The 23038-nt window shown below is 72.4% G+C and carries 18 protein-coding genes and 1 pseudogene; 8 read left to right on the top strand and 11 right to left on the bottom strand.

What is annotated here, in order from left to right; all coding sequences use genetic code 11:
* Positions 1 to 20: 20 nt before the first annotated feature.
* The 7 genes and pseudogenes from GA0070619_RS02885 to ftsY all read right to left on the bottom strand — a co-directional run bounded on the left by GA0070619_RS02885 (position 21) and on the right by ftsY (position 8566).
* Entirely contained in the window at positions 21 to 677 is a 657-nt protein-coding gene (locus GA0070619_RS02885) for a response regulator transcription factor (RefSeq protein ID WP_088946614.1), read from the bottom strand.
* Entirely contained in the window at positions 674 to 1837 is a 1164-nt protein-coding gene (locus GA0070619_RS02880) for a sensor histidine kinase (RefSeq protein ID WP_231927244.1), read from the bottom strand. The genes GA0070619_RS02885 and GA0070619_RS02880 overlap by 4 nt, the downstream gene beginning before the upstream one ends.
* A gap of 329 nt (positions 1838 to 2166) precedes the next feature.
* Positions 2167 to 4442, bottom strand: a pseudogene (locus tag GA0070619_RS02875) ([protein-PII] uridylyltransferase).
* Between the two features lie 16 nt (positions 4443 to 4458).
* Positions 4459 to 4797 carry a P-II family nitrogen regulator gene (locus GA0070619_RS02870; RefSeq protein ID WP_172862163.1) on the bottom strand — a complete coding sequence of 113 codons (339 nt, stop codon included), beginning with the start codon at positions 4795 to 4797 and terminating at the stop codon, positions 4459 to 4461.
* Positions 4798 to 4822: 25 nt separating this feature from the next.
* On the bottom strand, positions 4823 to 6232 hold the full coding sequence (locus tag GA0070619_RS02865; protein WP_088946612.1) for an ammonium transporter: 1410 nt from the start codon (positions 6230 to 6232) through the stop codon (positions 4823 to 4825).
* 276 nt (positions 6233 to 6508) lie between these two features.
* Positions 6509 to 7372, bottom strand: coding sequence for an aminoglycoside phosphotransferase family protein (locus tag GA0070619_RS02860; protein ID WP_172861967.1), 864 nt, complete (start codon positions 7370 to 7372; stop codon positions 6509 to 6511).
* A gap of 6 nt (positions 7373 to 7378) precedes the next feature.
* Entirely contained in the window at positions 7379 to 8566 is a 1188-nt protein-coding gene (gene ftsY, locus GA0070619_RS02855) for a signal recognition particle-docking protein FtsY (RefSeq protein WP_088946610.1), read from the bottom strand.
* Positions 8567 to 8715: 149 nt separating this feature from the next.
* Between ftsY and GA0070619_RS02850 the strand changes: the two genes are divergently transcribed.
* The 5 genes from GA0070619_RS02850 (at position 8716) to GA0070619_RS02830 (ending at position 13737) form a co-directional block, all read left to right on the top strand.
* On the top strand, positions 8716 to 10443 hold the full coding sequence (locus GA0070619_RS02850) for an alkaline phosphatase D family protein (protein ID WP_088946609.1): 1728 nt from the start codon (positions 8716 to 8718) through the stop codon (positions 10441 to 10443).
* Positions 10444 to 10452: 9 nt separating this feature from the next.
* Positions 10453 to 10893 (top strand): MarR family winged helix-turn-helix transcriptional regulator, encoded by a 441-nt coding sequence (locus GA0070619_RS02845; protein ID WP_231927243.1) that lies wholly within the window; start codon positions 10453 to 10455, stop codon positions 10891 to 10893.
* A gap of 145 nt (positions 10894 to 11038) precedes the next feature.
* The gene (locus tag GA0070619_RS02840) at positions 11039 to 12658 is read left to right on the top strand and encodes an MDR family MFS transporter (RefSeq protein WP_088946608.1); all 1620 of its coding nucleotides are present in this window, start codon (positions 11039 to 11041) and stop codon (positions 12656 to 12658) included.
* Positions 12659 to 12669: 11 nt separating this feature from the next.
* Positions 12670 to 13164: a universal stress protein gene (locus tag GA0070619_RS02835; protein WP_172861966.1), complete on the top strand. Its 495-nt coding sequence runs from the start codon at positions 12670 to 12672 to the stop codon at positions 13162 to 13164.
* 42 nt (positions 13165 to 13206) lie between these two features.
* Positions 13207 to 13737 (top strand): DinB family protein, encoded by a 531-nt coding sequence (locus GA0070619_RS02830; RefSeq protein WP_088946607.1) that lies wholly within the window; start codon positions 13207 to 13209, stop codon positions 13735 to 13737.
* 13 nt (positions 13738 to 13750) lie between these two features.
* Here the strand turns inward: GA0070619_RS02830 and GA0070619_RS02825 are convergent, their stop codons facing one another.
* The gene (locus GA0070619_RS02825) at positions 13751 to 14722 is read right to left on the bottom strand and encodes an ArsR/SmtB family transcription factor (protein ID WP_088946606.1); all 972 of its coding nucleotides are present in this window, start codon (positions 14720 to 14722) and stop codon (positions 13751 to 13753) included.
* A gap of 77 nt (positions 14723 to 14799) precedes the next feature.
* On the opposite strand from GA0070619_RS02825, the gene GA0070619_RS02820 reads away from it, so the two are divergent.
* Complete coding sequence (locus tag GA0070619_RS02820; protein WP_088946605.1) at positions 14800 to 15750, top strand: SMP-30/gluconolactonase/LRE family protein; 951 nt, start codon at positions 14800 to 14802, stop codon at positions 15748 to 15750.
* 13 nt (positions 15751 to 15763) lie between these two features.
* On the opposite strand, the gene GA0070619_RS02815 is transcribed toward GA0070619_RS02820, so the two are convergent.
* From GA0070619_RS02815 to GA0070619_RS02805, 3 genes are all read right to left on the bottom strand, one after another.
* Positions 15764 to 16384: an HAD-IA family hydrolase gene (locus GA0070619_RS02815; protein WP_088946604.1), complete on the bottom strand. Its 621-nt coding sequence runs from the start codon at positions 16382 to 16384 to the stop codon at positions 15764 to 15766.
* A complete protein-coding gene (gene smc, locus GA0070619_RS02810) occupies positions 16384 to 19998 on the bottom strand; it encodes a chromosome segregation protein SMC (protein ID WP_088946603.1) in 3615 nt (1204 codons plus the stop codon). Before smc ends, GA0070619_RS02815 begins: the two co-directional genes overlap by 1 nt.
* 358 nt (positions 19999 to 20356) lie before the next feature.
* Positions 20357 to 20551: a hypothetical protein gene (locus tag GA0070619_RS02805; protein ID WP_007456482.1), complete on the bottom strand. Its 195-nt coding sequence runs from the start codon at positions 20549 to 20551 to the stop codon at positions 20357 to 20359.
* 373 nt (positions 20552 to 20924) lie between these two features.
* On the opposite strand from GA0070619_RS02805, the gene GA0070619_RS02800 reads away from it, so the two are divergent.
* Together GA0070619_RS02800 and GA0070619_RS02795 are read left to right on the top strand one after the other, a co-directional pair.
* The gene (locus GA0070619_RS02800) at positions 20925 to 22073 is read left to right on the top strand and encodes a CAP domain-containing protein (RefSeq protein WP_406082303.1); all 1149 of its coding nucleotides are present in this window, start codon (positions 20925 to 20927) and stop codon (positions 22071 to 22073) included.
* 117 nt (positions 22074 to 22190) lie between these two features.
* A complete protein-coding gene (locus GA0070619_RS02795) occupies positions 22191 to 23033 on the top strand; it encodes an endo alpha-1,4 polygalactosaminidase (protein ID WP_088946602.1) in 843 nt (280 codons plus the stop codon).
* Positions 23034 to 23038 lie beyond the last annotated feature (5 nt).

Raw genomic sequence — 23038 nt, 5'->3', positions numbered from 1 at the left:
GCTGTCGCCCGGCCCGGGCCTCACCCCGACACCAACCCCGACTGGTACGCGAACACGACGAGCTGGGCCCGGTCCCGGGCTCCCAGCTTGCCCATCGCCCGGCTGACGTGGGTCCGCGCGGTCGCCGGGCTGACCACCAACCGGGCGGCGATCTCCTCGTTGTTCAGGCCCTCCCCGACCAGACCGACGACCTGGCGCTCCCGATCGGTCAGCGCGCCCAGCCGGGGGTGCGGACGAAGCACCCGCGACGGTCGGGTGGCGAACTCGCGCACCACCCGACGGGTCACCGACGGCGACAGCAGCGCCTCCCCCTCGGCGACCAACCGGATGGCGCGCAGCAGCTCGGCCGGTCGGGTGTCCTTGGTGAGGAACCCGCTCGCGCCGTGCCGCAGCGCGTCGAAGACGTACTCGTCCAGCTCGAAGGTGGTCAGCACCACCACCCGCGTACCGGTCAGGTCGGGGTCCGCGACGATCCGCCGGGTCGCCTCGATGCCGTCGATGCCGGGCATCCGGATGTCCATCAGCACCACGTCCGGCCGTTCCCGGCGCGCCAGCTCGACCGCCTGCAAACCGTCGGCCGCCTCACCGGCGAGCGCCAGGTCGTCCTCGCTCTCCACCAGCGCGCGCAGACCGAGCCGGACCAGGTCCTGGTCGTCGGCGACCAGCACCCGGATCACGTGGTGGGCCCTACGGGCAGCCGGGCGTACACCCGGAATCCGCCGCCGGGGCGCGGCCCGGCGGCCAACCGCCCGCCCAACGCCGCGACCCGCTCCCGCATCCCGGCCAGACCGTGCCCACTCTCGTCGTCGACCGGGTCCATTCCGCCCCGCCGCACGCCGGTGCCCTCGTCGGTGACCTCGACGGTCACCTCGTCGGCGCGGTAGTCGACGCGCACCTCAGCGTTGGCCACCCCCGCGTGTCGCAGCACGTTGGTCAACGCCTCCTGCACCACCCGGTACGCGGTCAGGTCCAGCGCCGCCGGCAGGTCCCGAGCATCGCCGGTCACACACAGGTCGACGGCGAGTCCGGCCCCGGCGAGCCGGTCGCGCAGCGCCGGGAGCCGGGCCAGACCGGGCACCGGCCCTCGCTCGGCGCCCTGCCGCACCGCACCGAGGGTGACCCGAAGCTCGTCCAGCGCCTCCCGGCTGGTCCGGCTGATCGCGGTCAGCGCGGTCTCCGCCTGCTCGGGCCGTTTCGGCAGGAGGTGCAGGGCGATCTCCGCCTGCATGCTGATCGCGGCAAGCCCGTGCCCCACCACGTCATGCACCTCCTGCGCGATGCGCAGTCGCTCCTCGTCGGCCTGCCGCCGGGCCTGTTCGGCGCGATCGCGGGCCGCCTCGGCCCGGCTGCGCGCGGCCGTCTCGCGGTTGACCCGCACCACGACCCCCACCGCGAACGGTACGACCACCCACGCCGATGCGGGCAGCACTCCGGCCCAGCCGGGCGCCGGACCCTCGGACCAGAAGACGTGCGCCAACAACAGGACGAACGCGCCGCCAAGGGCGAGCGCCGCCGGGCGCACCGGCAGTCGCACCGCCACGGTGTACACCGCGATGAGGAACGCGACCAGGATCGGCCCGTACGGGTAGCCGAACACCAGGTACGTCGATGTGGTCACGGTGACCACGGCGAGGGTGGCGATCGGGGCGCGCCTGCGGAACAGCAGAGCGAGCGCGGCGACCGCGATCAGCACCCGGCTGGCGGCGTCCACCGGCGTCGACCCCGGCTGGTTGTCCCCGGCCAGACCGGTGGCGAGCAGCCCGAACCCGAGCAGCACCAGAGCCAGCGCGGCGTCTGCCGCCACCTCCGGCCACCGCCACCGCCCGCTGCCTCGCATGGCCGTCATTCTGCCCGCGCCGAGGCCACCTGACGTGCGTCCACGAGCGGCACCGCACCTACGCCCCCGGACGTACCCGTTCACGGGCCCTTCGATCGCACCGCAGCGCACTGACGGCGGACTTCCTCACGAGCCTGATGACTCTGGGGCATAAATATGACTCTGAGGTATAACGCTCTCAGGAGTGACCGGCTGGCAATGGCCGAGCACCGCCCGGCCGCACCCGGCGACCAAGCAGCCAGGCAGTCGGCGCGGCACTCGGCGACCAGGCGGCCGGCTGTGTCAGCACGCCGCAGCCGGACAGCAACCGTCGGCGGTGTCGCCGTAGGTCAGACGGCGGCGAGGACGGCCGCCTCCAGGCGGGCCCGGGTGGCGTCGTCCGGCCAGCCTCCGACCAGGTAGAAGGCGTCCACCACGTCGGCGCCGAGAGTGGAGATGCGGGCCGCGCGGACCAGGGCGCCCGCCTCGTCGAGCGCGCAGGCGACCCGGTAAAGCAACCCGGCGGCGTCGGCGGCGCGCAACTCCAGCAGCACGGCGTTGGTGGCCGCCTCGCGGTGCCAGACGACCCGGGGAGCAGCCCCACCGCCGCGGGCGGCGAGCGCCCGACCCCGCAGCCGCTGGGTGACCGACACGTCGCCGCCGACCGCACGACGGAGGTCGGCGCGGAGCGGGACCGGGTCGGGCGGGAGACCGTAGCGGGGTTGGACCCGGCACTCGACCAGGGCACGGCCGTCGACCACGGAGGCATCCGCGGAGATCACTTCCAGCCGGTGCAGCGCCAGGCAGCCGGCGACCGTGGCGAGCAGGCCCCGCCGGTCCGCCGCGGCGACCGACACCCGGTCGCCGGTCAGATGGACGACCGGCAGGGGCCCGGCCAGCAGCGCCGGGTCCGGGGTGGGCGGTTCGGGCAGTACGCCGGTGTCCAGTGCGGTGCGGACCCGACCGACCAGTTCGGCGACGAGTCGGCCCTTCCAGTCCGACCAGGCCGCCGGCCCGGTCGCCGCCGCGTCGGCGCGGACCAGCGCGTGCAACAGGTCGAGGGTGCCGGTGTCCCCCACCGACTCGGCCACCGAGGCGATGGTGACCGGGTCGGCCAGGTCACGGCGGGTGGCCACGTCGGGCAGCAGCAGGTGCAACCGGACCAGCGTGCCGATCAGCTCGACCTCGGTGGGGGGCAGACCGATCCGGGTCGCCGCCGCCTGGGCGACGGGCACCCCGACGGTGCTGTGATCACCGGGAAGTCCCTTGCCGATGTCGTGCAGGAGAGCGCCGAGGAGCAGCAGGTCGGGCCGTTCCACCTCACGGGCGTGCCGGCTGGCCTCGTGAGCGGTCTGCACCAGGTGCCGGTCGAGGGTGTAGCGGTGCACCGGGTTGTGCTGCGGCAGACTGCGCAGCCGGGTCCATTCGGGCAGCCAGTTGTCGACCAGTCCGTACCGGTCGCAGGTTTCCCAGGCGGGCACCAGGCCGGGACCGGCGCCGAGCAGGGTGGTCAGCGCGGCCCGGGCATCAGTCGGCCAGGGCGCGGGCAGTGGCGGGCAGTACGCCGCCAGCCATTCGCAGGTGGCCCGGGCGATCGGGAGTCGGGTCGTGGCCGCCGCGGCGGCCACCCGCAGCGAGAGGCTCGGGTCGGGGCGAGCCCCGATCGCCGTACGGGCCAGCACGAGCTCGCCGTCGTGCTCGACCACGTCGCGGGCCACCGGGCGGCGCGCGGGGGAGCGCCGCCCCCTCGGGACCGGCCGGATCGCAGCCGGTCGGCGGCACGGAACGCGTCGTCCAGGGCGTGGCTGACCGTGCGGGCGTCACCGGCGACCCGTCGCAGGAGGGCGTCGCCGTCCTCCAGCGCGAGAAGCGCGGCCACACCGTCTCGTTCCTGGGCGACCAGCCGGTCGACCCGGCGGCCGACCTGCTGGTGCAGGGCGTCCCGGATGTCCAGCAGGCGCAGGTGGGCGGCGCGTACGGCGGGGCGCAGCGCGTCGGTGATGCCGGCGGCGGAGATCGCTCGCAGCAGCCCGACGTCGCGCAGACCGCCGGCGGCCTCCTTCAGGTCGCCCTCCAGCAGGAAGGCCAGCTCGCCGTGGGCCTGCCAGCGTGCTTCGGTGACCGCCCGCAGGCCGGGCAGGTGCCGGACGGCGGTGCGCCGCCAGTGGTCGGCGGCGGTGCGGATCAGCGCGTCGGCCAAGGTCTGGTCGCCCGCCACCAGCCGGGCGTCGAGCAGCCCGAGGGCGACCTTGACGTCGTCCTGGGCCACCGAGAGTGCTTCGGAGACGGTGCGTACCGAGTGGTCGAGCCGTAGGCCGGCGTCCCAGATCGGGTACCAGACCGAGGCGGCCAACTCGTCGGTGCCGGGCACCCCGGCGTGCAGCAGGACCAGGTCGAGGTCGCCGTACGGGGCGCACTGCCGCCTCCCCAACCCCCCGACGGCGATCAGCGCGACCCCCTCCCGCGAAGGCAGCAGCCCTCGCAGAAAGGCGTCGTAAGCGCTCGCCCGCCCCAGCCGGGCGGACTCCCCGATCCCCCCGGGAACGCCGACGACCTCGTTGATCAAGAGGTTCGCGTCACCGTCACCGGCGTGTCCTGACGCGTTCTTCTTGATCAACGAGGTCATGTCGGTCGTTGCGCGATCAGAGGGCGTCTAGGCCGCGTTCGCCGGTACGCACCCGGACGACCTCTTCGACACCGGTGACCCAGACCTTGCCGTCACCGATCTTGCCCGTGCGGGCCGCCCCGACGATGGCGTCCACCACCTTGTCCACGTCGATCTCGTCGGTGAGCACCTCCACCCGGATCTTGGGCAGGAACTCGACCGTGTATTCAGCACCCCGGTAGACCTCGGTGTGCCCCTTCTGGCGCCCGTACCCCTGAACCTCGCTGACGGTCAGCCCGGCCACCCCGAGGGCGTGCAGGGCCTCCTTCACCGCGTCCAGTTGGTACGGCTTGATGACTGCGGTCACCAGCTTCATGTCCAACCCCTCCATCCCAGGAACGTTAACCGGCGACCTTTTCGCTGACCGTCTCGGCGGGCTCCGCCGGCGGCTTGGCACCACTCGTGCCGCCACCGGGGGTGCCGATACCGGCCATCGCGAACGCGCTGCCCGTGCCACCACCGGCCGGGGACAGGTCGTAGCTGCTCTCGGCGTGCTCGGCGATGTCGATGCCCTCGACCTCGTCCTCACCCTTGACCCGGAAGCCGATCGTCTTCTCGATGACGAAGGCCAGCACCCAGGCGATGCCGAAGGACCAGACGGTGACGATCAGGCCGGCGAGGGCCTGCCGCCCGAGCTGGGTCGCGCCGCCGCCGTAGAAGAGACCGTCGGAGGCGCCCACCACGTCGCTGATCGCGGCGTTGACCGAGTTGGTGGCGAAGAGACCGAGCCAGAGCGAGCCGATCCAACCACCGACGAAGTGCACGCCGACCACGTCGAGCGAGTCGTCGTAGCCGAGCTTGTACTTGAGGCTGACGGCGAGCGCGCACACCGCACCGGCGACGATGCCGAGCAGGACGGCCGCCCACGGGGCGATGAAACCACAGGCCGGGGTGATGGCGACCAGGCCGGCGACGGCGCCGGACGAGGCGCCCACCATCGTCGGCTTACGGGTCTTGACCCACTCGACAGCGATCCAGCCGAGCACCGCCGCCGCCGTGGCGAGCTGGGTGTTGATGAAGGCGAGGCCGGCGACGGAGTCGACGGTCAGCTCGGAGCCGGCGTTGAACCCGAACCAGCCGAACCACAGCAGACCCGCACCGAGCGCGACCAGCGGGATGTTGTGCGGCTTCATGCCCTCACGCGGCCAACCGAGCCGCTTGCCGAGCACCAGAGCCACGGCCAGGGCCGCCGCACCGGCGTTGATGTGCACCGCGGTGCCACCGGCGAAGTCCAGGGCGTGGATGTCGGCGCCGATGATGCCGCCGCCCCACACCCAGTGGGCGACCGGGAAGTAGACCAGGGTGGCCCAGCCGAAGGCGAACAGCAGCCAGCCGGCGAACTTTGCCCGGTCGGCGATGGCACCGCTGATCAGCGCGACGGTGATCACCGCGAAGACCATCTGGAAGGCCATGAACACGTAGAGCGGGACCCCGATGCCGCTGGGGTTCTCTGCCGTGGCACCCCACAGGTCGGTCTCGGCGAGGAACGTCTTGGTGCCGAGGTACGCGCCCGGGTCGCCCCAGAAGCCGTTCACGTCGGTCCCGAAGGCGACGCTGAATCCGTAGAACCACCACAGAATAGAGATGAGCCCGATAGCGGAGAAGCTCATCATCATCATGTTGAGTACGCCCTTGGCCCGGTTGAGGCCGCCGTAGAACAGCGCCAGTCCGGGGGTCATGAGCAGCACGAGCGCGGTCGAAACCAGCAGCCACGTGGTGTTGGCGCCGTCGATCGTCGGTGCTTCAGGCACGCTGGCCTCCTAAAGGGTGAATTCCTCCTTCGCGGCTTTCCGGGGCAGCGTCGCCCGTAGGCCGGTTGCGCGGAAGCTTCGCGGCCGGCTGTTTCACACAGGGTCCCGGGCGGGTTTCCGTTTCGTGACGGGTTGTTTCGTACGTGTCACGAAGTCCGCACAGTCGGCGGCATGGACAATGGTGGATCGTTCGGACGGTGGACGTCGATGGCTGACCGGCCAGGCCCATCGACCGGTCCGCTTGACGGGACCGGCCGAGCATCGACCGGTCGACGGTCAGCGGAGGGCGTTCTCGAGTGCGTGCCGCTCGTAGTCGAGCAGCCGCAGATCGCGCATCGGTCGGCGCAGGTGGCCCTTGTGCACGATCCGGACGAACGCCGGCTCACCGGCGGCGGCCATCCGGCGGATGCCCTCGACGTGGTCCACGATCCGCTTGCGGATGGTCCGGATCAGCCGGTGCCGGTCCCGAGGGATCAGCCCGTACGCGTCGGCGAAGAGCCGGAGCCGGCGCGGCCGGTCCGGGTGCTTCCAGCCGAGCGTGATCGAGTCACGGTCCGCGAAGATCGGCACCCAGGTCCAGGCCGCGTACGCCACGTCGTAGATCCGCGCGCCGGGTGAGGCGAGGTCGAAGTCGATCAGCCCGAGGGTGCCGTCCGGCCGCCAGATCACGTTGTGCGGCGCTGCGTCGTGGTGGCAGATCACCTCGGTGTCCGGTGGCGGGGGCCCGAACGAGCGCCAGACCGCCCCCGGCTGCGGGGTGAAGCCGTACTGCGCGTCGTGGAACATCCGCAGCATGGTGGCGACGGTGACCAGCGCCTCGTCGGTCACCCAGTGCGGGGCGAGCGGGTATTCCCCGCACTCCCCCTCCAGGTACGACAGCACCTCGCGGTTGCGCTCGTCCATGCCGAGCGCCCGGGGTGCGCCGGTGAAGCCCACGTACTCCAGGTGCCGCAGCAGGGCGTGCACGGACGGTGTCCACGGCCCGGCGTTGCGGCGGACCGTGTCACCGACGCGGACGACGGTGCTCACGTTGCCGCCGTGCAGCGGGATCTCCTGCGAAGTCACGTACGGTCTCCCGAGGCGCTGCGAGGGGTGGCCGGGGTCACGCCAGCCCGCGTATGCGCGGTTGTCACTGGACACCCGAGACTACGCGTCCCGTCCGGTGGCCTCGGTCCCCAGCAACGCGTCGACGAACTGCGCCGGGTCGAACGGGGCCAGGTCGTCCTTGCCCTCACCGAGGCCGACCAGCTTCACGGGGATGCCGAGCTTGCGCTGCACGGCGATCACGATGCCGCCCTTGGCGGTGCCGTCGAGCTTGGTCAGCACCACGCCGGTCACGTTGACCACCTCGGTGAAGACCCGGGCCTGCTCCAGGCCGTTCTGGCCGGTGGTGGCGTCCAGGATGAGCAGTGTCTCGTCGATCGGGCCCTGCTTCTCCACCACGCGCTTGACCTTGCCCAGCTCGTCCATCAGGCCGACCTTGTTCTGCAGGCGGCCGGCGGTGTCGATGAGCACGGTGTCCACGCCGGTGTCGATGCCGCGCTTGACCGCGTCGAAGGCGACACTGGCCGGGTCGGCGGCCTCGGGCCCCCGGACGGTCTCCGCGCCGACGCGGGAGCCCCAGGTCTCCAGCTGGTCGGCGGCGGCGGCCCGGAAGGTGTCCGCGGCGCCGAGCAGCACGGTACGGCCGTCGGCGACCAGCACCCGGGCGATCTTGCCGCAGGTGGTGGTCTTGCCGGCGCCGTTGACGCCGACGACGAGGACCACCGCCGGCACGCCGTCCTTCGGGGCGGTCCGCAACGAGCGGTCCAGGCTCGGGTCGAGCGCGTTGACCAGCTCGGCGGCGAGCAGTGCCCGCAGCTCGGACGCCGAACGGGTGCCGAGCACCCGGGTGCGCTCACGAAGCCGGTCGACGATGTCGCGGGTGGCGTCGACGCCGACGTCGGCGGTGATCAGGCTGTCCTCGATCTCCTCCCAGACGTCCTCGTCGAGGTGGTCGCGGGCGAGCAGGCCGAGCAGGCCCTTGCCGAAGACGTTCTGCGAGCGGGACAGTCGCGAGCGGAGCCGGACCAGCCGCCCGGCGGTCGGCTCGGGCACCTCCACCGGTGCGGGCGCCTCGATGACCGGCGGCGGCTCGACCAGGACGCCGGTGGACAGTTCGGACTCCGGAGCCTCGACCGGCGGGCCGGCGAGATCTTCCTCGGCCCTGGTGTCGACCTCGGTGTGCGGCAGCGGGGGCTCGGGCCGACGCCGCAGGCGCGGCACGACCAGCCCTACTGTGCCGGCGATCAGCACACCGAGCAGGACCAGAGCGAGGACGAGATATTCGGCCATGCCGGAATCCTGTCAGATGCGGGCGGCGGCGTCTCAGCCACCGCACCCGGGGCGGTGCCCGGAGTCTCAGCCACCGCACCCCGAGCGGTGCCCGGAGTCTCAACCACCGCACCAGGCCGGTGCCGGGAACCGGCGGTAGGCTCGGCCGCATGCCCGCCGCACACCTCCTCATCGGCCCACTCCTGCGGCGAGTGGTGGACACCCGAGCGACCGTCTGGGTGGAGACGGCCGCGCCCGCCGTGGTCACCGTCCGCACCGCCGACGGCGCCACCGGCACCGCGCCCACCTTCTCGGCGTACGACCACCACTACGCCCTCGTGGTGGTGGAGGGGCTCACCCCGGACAGCGCGACCACCTACGAGGTGGTCGTCGACGACGAGGTGGTCTGGCCGGTGCCGAGCAGCGGCTTCCCGCCGAGCGTGATCCGCACCCGGGCCGCCGACGACCGGGACCAGCCGGTCAACCTGATCTTCGGCTCGTGCCGCGAGACCACCCAGCACTCCACGACCCGCAAGCTGCCACCGGACGCGCTGGACGCGTACGCCCGACGGTTGATGGCCGACCCGGAGGCGAACCCGCCGCCGGACCTGCTGGTGCTGCTCGGTGACCAGGTCTACGCCGACGTCACCTCGCCCACGGTGCGCCGGCTGCTGCGTCGGCGCCGGCGGCGTCCGAAGGGCGCCCCGGCCGACCAGGTGGTGAGCTTCGACGAGTACACGAAGCTCTACCTGGAGTCCTGGCGTGACCCGGAGATCCGTTGGCTGCTCTCCACCGTGCCGAGCGTGATGATCTTCGACGATCACGAGATCATCGACGACTGGAACACCTCGGCGGCGTGGCGTGCCGAGATGCGCGAGCAGCCGTGGTGGCAGGAGCGGATCGGCAGCGGGCTCGCCTCCTACTGGGTCTACCAGCACCTCGGCAACCTCTCCCCGGACGAGATCGCCGCCGACCCGGTCTTCGCGAAGGTCGCCGCCGCCGAGGACGCCACCGGGGTGCTGCGCGATTTCGGGCACCGGGTCGACCAGGAGTCGGACGTGGCGCACGACACCGAGCGCTGGCGCGCGGTGCAGTACCAGTGGAGTTACGCACTGGACCTGGGCCGGACCCGGCTGGTCATGCTCGACAACAGGTGCAGCCGGGTGCTCGACCCGGGCAGCCGGGCGATGCTGCCGCCGGGCGAGTGGTCCTGGTTCCTCGACCAGGCGCACGGGGTCTACGACCACCTGGTGGTCGGCGCCTCGCTGCCCTGGCTGCTGCCGCAGGGCATCCACCACATCGAGGCGTGGAACGAGAAGTTGGCGGACTCGCGTCGCCCCTGGGTGGCCCGCGGGGCGGAGAAGCTGCGCCGCGCACTGGACCTGGAGCACTGGGCGGCGTTCCGGCGTTCCTTCGAGGCGCTGGCGGAGACCTTCACCCGCATCGGCACCGGCACCCCCCGGCAGTCCGGCGCGCGGGTCGGCGCCGGTCCGGCGTACGCCCCGCCGGCGTCGATCAGCGTGCTCTCCGGGGACGTGCACCACTCGTACGTGGCCCGGGCCCGGTTCGGCGATCCGGCGGTGGTCACACCCGTGCACCAGCTCACCTGCTCACCGATCCACAACCAGGTGCCGGCCGGCATCCGTCCGCTGATGCGGCTCGGTTGGTCGGCCGGTCCGGCCGGTGCCACCCGGGCGCTGGCTCGCTCCGCGGGTGTCCGACGGCCGGGGGTGCGGTGGCGCAAGTTGGCCGGTCCCTACTTCGGCAACGCGGTTGCGACCCTGACGCATGAGGGGCGCAGGGCTGACGTGGTGATCGAGGGCACCACGAAGGACGGCCGCCTACGCCCCGTGATGCGGCGCCGACTCTCGGCCGCCGCACGGCCGGCCTCGCCGTAGTCTCTACGCGTGGACGAGCACCTGCCAGAACCGATCCGGGCGGTCGAGCACGAGTTGACCGCCCTGCTGCGCCGTGGGCGGGCGGTTTCCTGGGAGATCGCCCGCGAGGTGCATCCGAACCTGGAGCCGAACACCTACGGGCTGCTGCTCTGGTTGCGGCGCAGTGGGTCGATCCGGTTGACCGAGTTGGCGGCGCGGCTTGGTGTGGGCAAGGGAACGCTGAGCCGGCAGATCAACGCCTTGGAGGTCCTCGGCCTGGTCTACCGCGACCCCGACCCGAGTGACCGACGGGCCGCGCAGATCACGTTCACCGAGGAGGGCCAGCGCCGGTTCGACGCAGCCCGGTCTGCGCGGGTGGGAGAGTTGCTGCGCACGCTGAACGACTGGCCGGCCCGGGACGTCGAGGAGTTCGCCCGGCTGTTGGGCCGGTTCAACGACTCCTGGCAGTAGCGCTCCGAGACGGGGAATAGCGCACCGCTCCGTCAGGTTGTTGCTTCAGGCAACCAAATATACGGTTGCCTCAGGCAACTCTCAGGCGACCCTCGCGAAACCGCCCCCGTCGCTTTCACCTCGACTCCCTTCGGAGGCAGCAACGATGACCCAGGCGACAGCGCCCCCACGGGCGACCGGCGTCGACATGACGCACCGGCAGATCCTGCAGGCCCTCTCCGGCCTGCTGCTGGGCATGTTCGTCGCGATCCTCTCCTCCACGGTCGTCTCGAACGCGCTGCCGAGGATCATCACCGAACTGCACGGCAGTCAGTCCGCGTACACCTGGGTGGTCACCTCAGCCCTGCTCGCGACCACCGCGACCACCCCCATCTGGGGCAAACTCGCAGACCTGACCAGCAAGAAGCTCCTGGTCCAGATCTCCCTGGGGATCTACGTGCTGGGCTCGGTGCTGGCCGGGGCCGCACAGGGCACCAGTGAGCTGATCGCCTGCCGGGTGCTCCAGGGAGTCGGCGCCGGCGGCCTCACCGCGCTGGCCCAGGTGATCATGGCGACCATGATCGCGCCACGCGAGCGGGGCCGCTACAGCGGCTACCTCGGCGCTGTGATGGCCGTCGGCACCATCGGCGGCCCGCTGATCGGCGGTGTGATCGTGGACACCTCCTGGCTCGGCTGGCGCTGGTGCTTCTACGTCGGCGTGCCGTTCGCCATCGCCGCGCTGGTCGTGCTCCAGAAGACCCTGCACCTGCCCGTGATCAAGCGGAAGGCACAGATCGACTGGTGGGGCGCCACGCTGATCACCGCAGCCGTCTCGCTGCTGCTGATCTGGGTCTCGCTCGCTGGCGGCCAGTTCGCCTGGGCCTCCTGGCAGAGCGCCGTCATGGTGGTCGGTGCCCTGGTGCTCGGCGCGCTGGCGATCCGGGTCGAGACCCGGGCCGCCGAGCCGATGATCCCGCCGCGGCTGTTCCGCAACCGCACCATCACCCTGGCCGTCGTCGCCAGCATCGCTGTCGGCGTGGGCATGTTCGGCGCCTCGGTCTTCCTCGGCCAGTACTTCCAGATCAGCCGCGGCCAGAGCCCGACCATGTCCGGCCTGATGACGCTGCCGATGATCCTCGGTCTGCTGGTCTCCTCCACGCTGAGCGGACGGATCATCACCCGTACCGGCCGCTGGAAGAGGTTCCTGGTCATCGGTACGGCGCTGCTCACCGCCGGCTTCGCGCTGATGGGCACGCTCCGGGCCGACACCAGCTTCACACTGCTCAGCGTCTACATGGCGCTGGTCGGCATCGGCCTGGGCATGACCATGCAGAACCTGGTCCTCGCCGTGCAGAACACCGTCGGCACGCACGAGCTCGGCGTGGCCAGCTCGACGGTTGCGTTCTTCCGCAGCCTGGGCGGCGCGATCGGCGTTTCCGTGCTCGGCGCGGTGCTCGCCCACAAGGTCACGGGCTACACCGCTGAGGGCCTCGGCCGGCTCGGGATTGCCGCGTCCGGCTCGGGCAGCGGTGGTGTCCTGCCCGACGTGCACACCCTGCCCGGGCCGATCCGGGCCGTGGTGGAGAGCGCGTACGGCCACGGCGCCGGCGACATCTTCCTGGCCGCCGCCCCCTTCGCGCTGATCGCGCTGATCGCTGTGAGCTTCATCAAGGAGGTGCCGCTGCGGCAGCACAGCAGCTCTCCGGTCGGCACCGAGGTCGAGCAGGAATCAACCATCGCGGCCGGCGCTGGTGCCGCCGTGGTCCGCACCGGCGAGCACAGGTGAGGTAGCCAGCCATGAGCGTGGGAGCACCGGACCGCGAGGAGTACGGCCCCCGGACCCGCCCGCTGCCGTTCGAACGCGGCACGGACGGGCCCCGGGTGGTCCTGGTCGGCGTCGACGGCACCCGCACCTCCGAGCGGGCCGGCTGGTACGCCGCCGGCCTGGCCCGCCGGCAGGGTGCCGCGTTGGTGGTGGTCTACGTCAGCTCGACGAGCGGGCTGACCGCCCTGATGCCGGGGATGGACGCCGGCGCGGTGCAGCGGACCCACGACGAACTGGCCGCCGAGCTACGCCGGGAGTGCCGCCGCGGGGCCGAGGAGCTGGGCGTACCGCTGACTTTCCTGTCCCGGCGCGGTGACGCGTACGGGGAGTTGTGCGCGGCGGCGGACGAGTTCCAGGCCGACATGGTGGTGGTGGGCGCCTCCGAGCAGGCCGGTCACCGGCTGGTCGGCTCGGTCGCCAGCCGTCTGGTCCGCACCGGCCGGTGGCCCGTCGTCGTGGTGCCCTGATAACCGGTCGCGGCTGTCGTACCCGAGCCGCAGGATGACCCGATGACGACATGGAGAGCACCGGAGATCGACCGCAGCCACGAGCCTCTGGTCGCAGATGAGCGCACCATGCTGGAGGGCTGGCTCGATTACCACCGCGACACCCTGCTGCACAAGTGCGCCGGCCTGACCGCCGAGCAGTTGCGCACGGCAAGCGTCGAGCCGTCCGGCCTGAGCCTTCTCGGGTTGGTCCTGCACATGACCGACGTCGAGCGCTCCTGGTTCCGCCAGCGCTTCGCCGGCCAGGACCTGCCCGACCTCTTCGACTACTCCACCGACAACGACGCCGACTTCCACGCTGCGGCGGGCGCCGACGCGGAGGCCGCCTTCGCCGCCTTCCGAGCCGAGGTCGAAGCGGCACGGGCGGCCACCGAGGGACGGTCTCTGGACGAGACGTTCATGCTGACCCGCAGCGACGGGACACGCACCTTCAGCCTGCGCTGGGCGTACCTGCACATGATCGAGGAGTACGCCCGGCACAACGGCCACGCCGACCTGATCCGGGAACGCATCGACGGCGTCACCGGCGATTGACCTGCTGCCCTCGTCAGCCGGGGCGCCCGGCCCGGAGCAGGTGCTCGCCCAGCGGGGTGAGCGTGTGTCGCACCGCCGGGCCCGCCCGGCGGGTGGTGACCAACCCGGCCGACCGGAGGATGGTGGCGTGCTGGCTGGCCGAGGCGAGGGAGATGCCGACCGTCCGGGCCACCTGTGAGGTGCTCGGGCCGTCGGCGATCGCACCCAGCACTGCCGCTCGGGTGCGCCCCAGCAGGTCGGCCAGGGGTCTGCTGCTCACCAGCGCCCGTCGGGTGGGCCGGATCGGGTAGGCCAGCACCATCGGGCCGGCCGGGTCGTCCAGGACGCAGGGTCGGGGCAGCAGGTACGACGGCACCAGCGTGACGCCTCGGCCGGCCGGGGCCAGGGCGACTCCGTTGGCGAATCCACACTCGTACGACAACTCGTACCGCTCGCCGTACGGTTTCCAGAACAGGTACGGGCTCAGGTCACGCAGGACCCGGTCGATCCCGGCGTCCACCATGGTGTGTGCCCGCACGGCCCGGTCGCCGTGGACCGCTGCCGTGATCGTGTCCTGGTACGGCGCGACCGCGACCTGGTGGAACGCCCGCATCGCCGCGCTCAGTCGCTGCCGGGCGGCCGTCTCGCCGGAGGCGAGGGCACCGACCCGGGCCGGCAGGTCGCCGGCGGCGATCCGGGGGCGCAGTTCCGCCGCCAGCGTCGCCGTCGGGGTGGCCAGCACCTCGTCCAGGGCGGCCGGCAGGTCGCTGCCGAGGCTCGGCGGGGTGAGGAAGTCCGGAAACCACCAGGGCAGCCGGCACAGGTCGAGGTACGGGCGCATCTCCGGGCGCAGCGCCGCCCGGGTGCGTGCCCGCCAGACCGTGAGGTGTTCCGGTGCGGCCTCGAACAGCCGCTGGCCGGCCGCCCCGAGCTCCAGCAGCACCGCGGGTTCGGAGCGCAGGACGGTGCGGCTCAGATCCGTCGCGGTGAGCTGCAACGTCAGCATGAGCCGACGCTAGCCACCCTTCGGCCCTGCCTGAAAGGGCATGGAGCAGGCTGCGACCGGACCGGAATCCTCGGCCCATGAACATCTTGCTTGTCCTGGCCACCAGCCTGGTCGTGCTCACCGGCACCTCGGGAGCGCCAGCGCACGCCGCCGTCGGGCGTCCCGACACGTACGTCGTCTCCGGCGAGCCGGGGGTGCTGCCCGAGGGCATCGCCGTCACCCGCACCGGCACCATGTACGTCACCAGCGTCGCCACCGGCGCCGTCTACCGCGGCGACGTCCGACACCGGTGGCTGCGCCCGTTCCTCCCCGGGGGCTCGGACGGGCGGACCCGCGCCGCCGGGGTCCACGTCGATCGCGCCGGCCGGCTCTTCGTGGCCGGTTACGACACCGCGACCCTCTTCGTGTACGACCTGGACGGCCGCCTGCTGGCGAAGCGGAGCGCGGTGACCGGTGCGGCTCTCAACGACCTGGTGATCACCGACCATGCCGTGTACGTGACCGACTCGACCGGTGGCACGATCTGGCGGGCCACGCTGGACGGTGGACGCGTCGGCCCGCTCGTGCCGTGGCTGCTGCCGTCCAACTTCCCGGCCGTCCCCGGCTTCCTCAACGGCATCGTCGCCACCGCCGACGGTCGGCTCGCGCTCGTCGCCGACCAGGGCACCGGTGAGCCGGGCAGCGAACGTCTGTGGCGCATCGACCTCGCCGACGCCACGGCCAGCGAGGTCGCCGTGTCGGGTGGACAGCTCGGCGCCGACGGGCTGCTGCTGGAGGGCGACCGCCTCTACGGCGTGGTCAACTTCCCCGATCCCGCTGGCGGGTACCGCTTCGCGGTCAACCTGGCGGTGCTGGACGGCGACCTTCGGGCCACCCGGGTGGTCCGGCAGTCCCACACCGCCGGCCTGGAGCAGTCCCCGACCACCCTGGCCCGCGACCACGACCGGCTGCTGTGGGTCAACAGCCAGCTCAACGCGACCGCGCCGGCACCACCGTTCACGGTGACCGAGGTCCCCGGCCTGCGCTGAGAGGCGGCGCGGCTCAGTGGCCCAGAGCCGCCCGCAGGTAACGCAGGTCGGCGTGGCCGCCCCAGCGGTGCGCCGACAGCCCAGCGGAGCGGGCACCCCGTACGGCCCAGTCCTCGTCGTCGACGAAGAGCACCCGGGCCGGCGGGGTGGCCAGGGCCTGGCAGGCGGCCTGGAAGTATTCCGGGGCGGGCTTGTGCACTCCGAGGGTGGAGGAGTTGACCACCACGTCCAGCTCGCCGACCAGACCGAGGGCGGCCAGGTCGGCGTCGAGCAGGTCTGTGGCGTTGGTGCCCAGCCCGACAGTGATCCCGGCCGCGCGTACCTCGCGGACGAAGTCGAGCACCTCGGTGTCCACCTCACCCCGGTAGCGCTGCCACTGCTCCACCGCTGCCCGGGCCCGGTCCGGGCCACCGGCCGGCTCGGCGAGAGCGTCGGCCACGCTGCTCACCCACTCGGCGTGGCTGACCTGGCCGGTGAGAACCGGCTGAAGCCGGCCCCACTGCATGGCGATCTCGCCGAGCACCCCCTCGGACAGGCCGTACTCCCGCTCGACACCGGCAGCCACCGCCGGATCCCACCGGCGCAGTACGCCGTCGAAGTCCAGCAGGAGCGCCGTCGCGCGTTCCCGAGCCACTACCCGTTCTCCTCGCCGCGGCCGTGCCGCTGGTCGTCCTCGTCGGCCCGGTTGAGCCGTTGGCTGATCACCTGGGTGACCCCGCTGCGCATGGTGACCCCGTAGAGCGCGTCCGCGATCTCCATCGTCCGCTTCTGGTGCGTGATGACGATCAGCTGGCTCTTCTCCCGCAACTGTGCCAGCAACAGGATCAGCCGGCCCAGGTTGACGTCGTCGAGGGCCGCCTCCACCTCGTCCATGATGTAGAACGGGCTGGGCCGGGCGCGGAAGATCGCCACAAGCATGGCCACCGCGGTCAGCGACCGCTCGCCGCCGGAGAGCAGCGACAGCCGCTTGATCTTCTTGCCCGGCGGTCGGGCCTCCACCTCGACGCCGGTGGTGAGCAGGTCGTCCGGCTCGGTGAGGATCAACCGGCCCTCGCCGCCGGGGAAGAGCACCGTGAACACCTGCTCGAACTCCCGAGCGGTGTCCTCGAAGGCGCTGGCGAAGACCTCCAGGATCCGCTCGTCCACGTCCTTGACCACGGTGAGCAGGTCCCGACGGGTGGCCTTGAGGTCTTCCAACTGCTCGGAGAGGAACTTGAAGCGCTCCTCCAGCGCGGCGAACTCCTCCAGCGCGAGCGGGTTGACCTTGCCGAGCAGGGCCAGTTCGCGTTCCGCCTTGGCGGCGCGCTTCTCCTGCACCGGCCGCTCGTAGCGCACCGGCTCGGGCACCGGCAGGCCGTCCCGTTCGGCCGTCGCGACGTCGACCTGGGTCGGCGGAACGGGCTGCGCGGGGCCGTACTCGGCGACCAGCGTCTCCACGTCCAGCCCGAAGTCCTCGGCGGCCTTCGCCTCCAGCTGCTCGATGCGCAGTCGTTGCTCGGCGCGGGCCACCTCGTCACGGTGCACCTGGCTGGTCAGCCGCTCCAGCTCCGCGCCGAGACGCTTGGCTGCCCCGCGTACCTCCTGAAGCTCCGCCTCGCGGGCGGCGCGTTCCAGGGCGACGGCGTCGCGGTGCTCCTCGGCCGTCGCGATCGAGGTGGTGAGCCGGGTGAGCGCCTCCCGGGCGCCGCCGGCGACGGCCCGGGCGATGCCCGCACCCCTGGTGCGCGCGGCCCGCCGGGCCGCGGCGCGCTCCCGGGCGGCCCGCTCCGCGGTGGCCTGCCGGGCCAGCGAGTCGGCCCGACCGGCGATCGAGGAGACCCGCTCCTCGGCGGTACGCACGGCGAGCCGGACCTCCATCTCGTTCTGCCGGGCCTGCGGCACCATCGCGGCGAGTTGGTCCCGTTCCTCGCTGGACGGCTCGGCGTCGACCGGGGTCTCCTCGGCCAGCCGCAGCCGTTCCTCCAGCTCGGCGAGTGCGGTGAGGTCCCGCTGTCGAGCCGCCTCGGCGCGGGAGCGGGACTCACCGAGCCGGTCGGTCTCCGCCTTCGCCGAGCGGGCCGCCGCCCCCAGCTCGGCCAGCCGGCGCGCGGCGGCGTTGCGGTGGCTCTCCGCCTCACGCTTCTCGGCGGCGGCGTGCTGCACGGCCTCCTTGGCGGCGGCCACCTCGGCACGCGCCTCGACGAGCTGGTCGCGCAGCTCCACGCCCGCGCGCTCGGCGGTGAGCCGGTTGGCGCGGGCCTCCTCGACGGCGGCCTGCACCTCGATGTAGCTGGGGGCCTTGGCCGACCCACCAGCCGCCGCGTACGCCCCGACCACGTCACCGTCGGGGGTGACCGCCCGCAGCTCGGGGTTACTGGCGACCAGGTCGGCGGCGGAGGCGAGATCGTCGACGAGCGCCACGTCGCGCAGTGCCCGGTGCACGGCCGGACGCAGCTCGGCGCTGCACTCCACCAGGTCGGGGGCCCACCGGGCGTCGTCGGGCAGCTTCGGGCGCAGCGCGTCGGCGGAACCGGTCATGCCGGGCCCCGCCGGGCTGCCGACGAGCAGGCCGGCCCGGCCGGCGTCGGAGATCTTCAACAGGCGCATCGCCTCGACGGCCTCGTCCACCCCGCTGACGGCGACCGCGTCGGCGAGACCGCCGAGCGCGGCGGCCAGTGCGGCCTCGTGGCCGGGCGCGACGGTGAGCAGCCCGGCGAGGCTGCCGAGCAGGCCGGGCACGTCGCCGGCCCGGGCGAGCAGCGCTCCCGCGCCGTCCTTACGGCGCAGCCCGAGCGCCAGCGCCTCCTCCCGGGCCTTCCAGGTGGCGGCGTCCTTCTCCGCCGCCCGCTCGGCGTCGGACAGCGAGCGCACGGTGGCCTGCGCCCGCTCCTGCACGGCGACCGCCTCGGCGTGCCGGGCGTCCAGGTCCGCGTTGTCCCGGTCGGCCTCGGTGGACTGGGCGGCCACCGCGTCCAGGTCGGCCTGCGCCTGCTCGGCGCGGCCCAGCGCGTCGGCGTGCGCGACGGCGAGTCGTTCGATCTCCTCGCCGGCGCTGGTCGTCCGGGCGCGGGCCGAGTTGACCTGCCCGGTGAGCCGGGCCATCCCCTCCCGGCGGTCGGCGATGGCCTTGGCGGCGGCGACCAGCTCCCGTTCGGCGGCGGCGAGCTGCCGTTCCAGCTCCTGGCGGTGCTCAACCGCCTCGGCCAGCCGGATCTGGTCGTCGGTGAGTGCCCCGCGCAGCTCCTCCTCCTGCTCGCGGACGCGCTCCGCCTCGGCCTCCAGCTGGTCCGGGTCGCGGCCGGGCCGCTCGTCGTCGCCGCTGGCGCTGAGGTGCCGCAGCCGTTCCCGGGCCAACTGCTCGATCGAGCGGAAGCGCTCCTGGAGGGCGGACAGCTTGTACCAGGTGTCCTGGGCGGCGGCGAGCAGCGGCGCGTCCTCCGCGAGGGCGGCCTCCAACTCGCCGAGCCGGCCCTGCACCTCGACGTGCTCGCCCTCGATCTGCTCACGCCGCTCGCGCAGCGCGGTCTCGTCGGCGATCTCCCGATCGAGGGTGGTGCGCAGGGTGGCCAGGTCGTCGGCGAGCAGACGCAGCCGCGCGTCGCGCAGGTTGGCCTGGATTCCGGCGGCACGGCGGGCCACCTCGGCCTGCCGGCCCAGTGGCTTGAGCTGACGGCGCAGCTCAGCGGTGAGGTCGGTCAGGCGGTTGAGGTTGGTCTGCATCGCGCCGAGCTTGCGCAGCGCCTTTTCCTTGCGCTTGCGGTGCTTGAGGACGCCGGCCGCCTCCTCGATGAACGCCCGCCGGTCCTCCGGCTTGGCGTGCAGCATGCCGTCGAGTCGGCCCTGCCCAACGATGATGTGCATCTCCCGGCCGATGCCGGAGTCGGACAACAGCTCCTGGATGTCGAGCAACCGGCAGGTGTTGCCGTTGATCTCGTACTCGCTCTCGCCGGAGCGGAACATCCGGCGGGTGATGGAGACCTCGGTGTACTCGATCGGCAGCGCGCCGTCGGTGTTGTCGATGGTGAGGGTGACCTCGGCGCGGCCCAGTGGCGCCCGGCCGGCGGTGCCGGCGAAGATGACGTCCTCCATCTTGCCGCCGCGCAGGGCCTTGGCGCCCTGCTCGCCGAGGACCCAGGCGATGGCGTCGACGACGTTGGACTTGCCGGAGCCGTTCGGGCCCACCACACAGGTGATCCCGGGCTCCAGCTTCAACGTCGTGGCGGAGGCGAAGGACTTGAAGCCCTTCACCGTCAGGCTCTTGAGATACACCTTCTCGATCCTCGTCCGGTGGCCGCCGTACCGTCGCCGGCTCTGGGGACCTGGGTGAACCCGCAGACTAACCCGGTGGTGGGAGCGGAGGAGCACGCGACCCGCCCCGGGTCGTGTGCGTCGAGGGCGCGAGGCACCACCGCGCTGTTGTTCCGACGGCCCCGATAATGGCGAGAGCAGTTCATGATCGGCTTATCCGTGGGCGCGTTATTCGGATGCGGCCGGGACGGTTCCCGTGCGACCGACCACAAGATCACAAATCGTCGGCCCGAAAGGAACCGGACAGTGTTGCGCGCCGGCACAGAACGTGTCGGCGCGCTTTTTGCGATAGTGCGATTCAGTTTTGTCGAGGTGGAGATCAGGTCAGCGCCGGCTCGGCCAGACGGAGCAGATCGTCCGCCTCCGCCGCAGCCGCCGCGAGCCGATCGTTGTCGGCACGCAGACGCGTGATCTCGAACTCCAGTGCCTGCACCCTGGCACGCAGTCGGGTGACCTCGTCGAGCAGACGCCGGTCGGGCGCTGCACCTACGTGGCCGTAGAGGGCCTTCGCCATGCTGACTCCTTGATATGCGCTGCCGGAAAGGCCGGCCAACGCGCGCCCATTAAGTACGCGGCTGTCATTCCAGGCTGTATCTGGGCATGACCGGGCGCGACTGGCGACACCTATATATTGAGCCGAAACCCCCTCCTTCGTCAAGTTCTCGCAGGCCGTAGATCATCTCCACGTCGACCTGTCCACTTGTCGGGGGGCTGCCTTCAAGGCACGGACACTCTCTGTCCGGACACCTTTACTGTACGCCCGGATTTCCGGAAGTCCGCCCCCTCGCGTCCGACTTCCCCTTAACTCTTCCTTAGCCACGTTGCCGCAGCTCGGGGCCGCGCCGTAGCGTCACCCCGGCCCGCAACCGACCCCTGGAGGCATAGGCGTGTACGGCTGGACCGACCCGATGGACCCGAACGGCGCACCCCGGCGCGTCGAACGGCCGACCGACGAGCCGGCCTGGCTGCACGACCGTCCGGAGCCCCGCTCGGCCTACCTGTTCGGTGACGACTCCGACCAGCCCGGGGACGAGTGGCACCCGGAGCAGCCCGCCGCCGACTGGCAGTCGGGCCCGGCGACACCCGTCGACTCGGCCGACGCCCACACCGCCACCTGGCCGGCCCACCGCCCTGATGGCGGGAGCGGCGCCTGGGCCAACAGCCGCCCGGTCGAGGACCCCACCGGCGGCTGGCACCCGGACACCGACGCGGAGACCACCGGCGGCTGGCGCACCGACGCCGACCCGGAGACGACAGTCGGCGTGACCGGCCGGCCCGGCGAGGGCCGACACCGCTCTCCCCGCCGCTGGCGCAAGCCACTGATGATCGGAGGCGCCGCCGCAGCGGCCACCCTCGTGGTGAGCTTCGGCGTCGGCGCGCTCGCGCTGCCCGGCGGTGACAACGGGGGCAGTCAGCCAACCGCCGTCGACGACACCTTCGCGACGGAGGCCCCGGCCGAGCAGCCGGCCATCGACACCCTGGCCGCACCCTCCCCGTCCGCCACGCCCAGCCCGGCGCAGCCGAGCCCCTCGCCGAGCAAGGTCGTCAAGCCGACCCCGGCGGCGTCACGGACCACCGCCGCGTCGCGCCGCAGCGTCGAGCGCAGCACCGCGCCGAACACCAGCAGCGGCTCCAGCGGCTCCAGCGGCACCGTCAGCGCCCAGGCCAGCGAGGTGGTGAAGCTGGTCAACGCCGAGCGGGCCAAGGCCGGCTGCAAGGCGCTGAGCATCGACGCCAAGCTGATGACCGCCGCACAGAAGCACAGTCAGGACCAGGCCGACCACCAGAAGATGTCGCACACCGGCAGCGACGGCAGCAACGCCGGCACGCGGCTGGACCGGGTCGGCTACACCTGGCGCACGTACGGCGAGAACGTGGCCTGGAACCAGAAGACCCCGGCCGCGGTGATGGATGCCTGGATGAACAGCTCCGGCCACCGGGCCAACATCCTGAACTGCGCGTTCACCGAGATCGGCGTCGGCATCGCCAACAGCAACGGGCCGTACTGGACGCAGGTCTTCGCCGCGCCGCGCTGACCGCGCGTCGTCCGCGCCCCCGCGCTCGTTTGACCCGGTGAGGTACGTCGGGCCGAGGGTGCGGGGCGGCGTACCGGTGCGGGCGGCGACGGGCCGTCCGGGACCCGGGAGCTGCCGATGTGGATCCGGCCGCGGCGACACGTCGCCGTACGCCCACTGCGCCGCGTCCTGTCGGCCGGCGTCGCGCTCCTCCTGGTCGTGCCGGCGTACGGGTGCCGAGCCAAGCTGACCCCGCCCGGCGCGCCCACCGCGTGGCCGGCCGCGTCGGCCCGCACCTGGCAGTGGCAGTGGCAGCTCAGCGGCCCGCTCGACCCGACGGTGGAAGCAGACGTCTTCCTGCTCGACCCGGTGGTCACCACCACCGAACAGACCACCGACCTGCGCTCCCGGGACCGCCGGTTGATCTGCCAGGTGCACGTCGGGTCGGTCCGCACCGCCGACCCGGACGCCAGCCGGTTCCCGGACATCGTCCAGGGCTCGACCGGACGTCGGCCCGACAGCCGGTGGCTGGACGTGCGGAGCTGGGACGCGCTCAAGCCGGTGCTGGCCGACCGTTTCCGACTCTGCCGGGGCAAGGGCTTCGGCGCGGTGGCGCTCGCCGACGCCGACGGGTACGCGTCCCGCACCGGCTTCCCGCTCGACTTCGACGACCAACTGCTGTTCAACCGCCGGCTGGCCGAGCTGGCCCGTTCGCTGAGCCTCTCCCCCGGGCTGGTCAACGACGTGCCCCAGCTCGCCGCACTGGCCCCGGACTTCGACTTCGTCGTCAACGAGGAGTGCGTCCGACTGGGCCAGTGCGCCAAGCTGCTGCCGTTCGTCGACGCCGGCAAACCGGTCTTCCACGTGGAGTACGCCAGCTCGACCGACGAGTTCTGCGTCACCACCGTCGGCTACGGCTTCGCGTCGATCCGGAAGGACCGTGCGTTGGACGCCTGGCGGGAAGCCTGCCCCCTGCCCTGACACGG

It is taken from the genome of Micromonospora zamorensis (assembly GCF_900090275.1).
Classification (GTDB): domain Bacteria; phylum Actinomycetota; class Actinomycetes; order Mycobacteriales; family Micromonosporaceae; genus Micromonospora; species Micromonospora zamorensis.
Note: the sequence above shows the minus strand (reverse complement) of the source record. Positions and strands in the feature narration are given on the sequence as shown.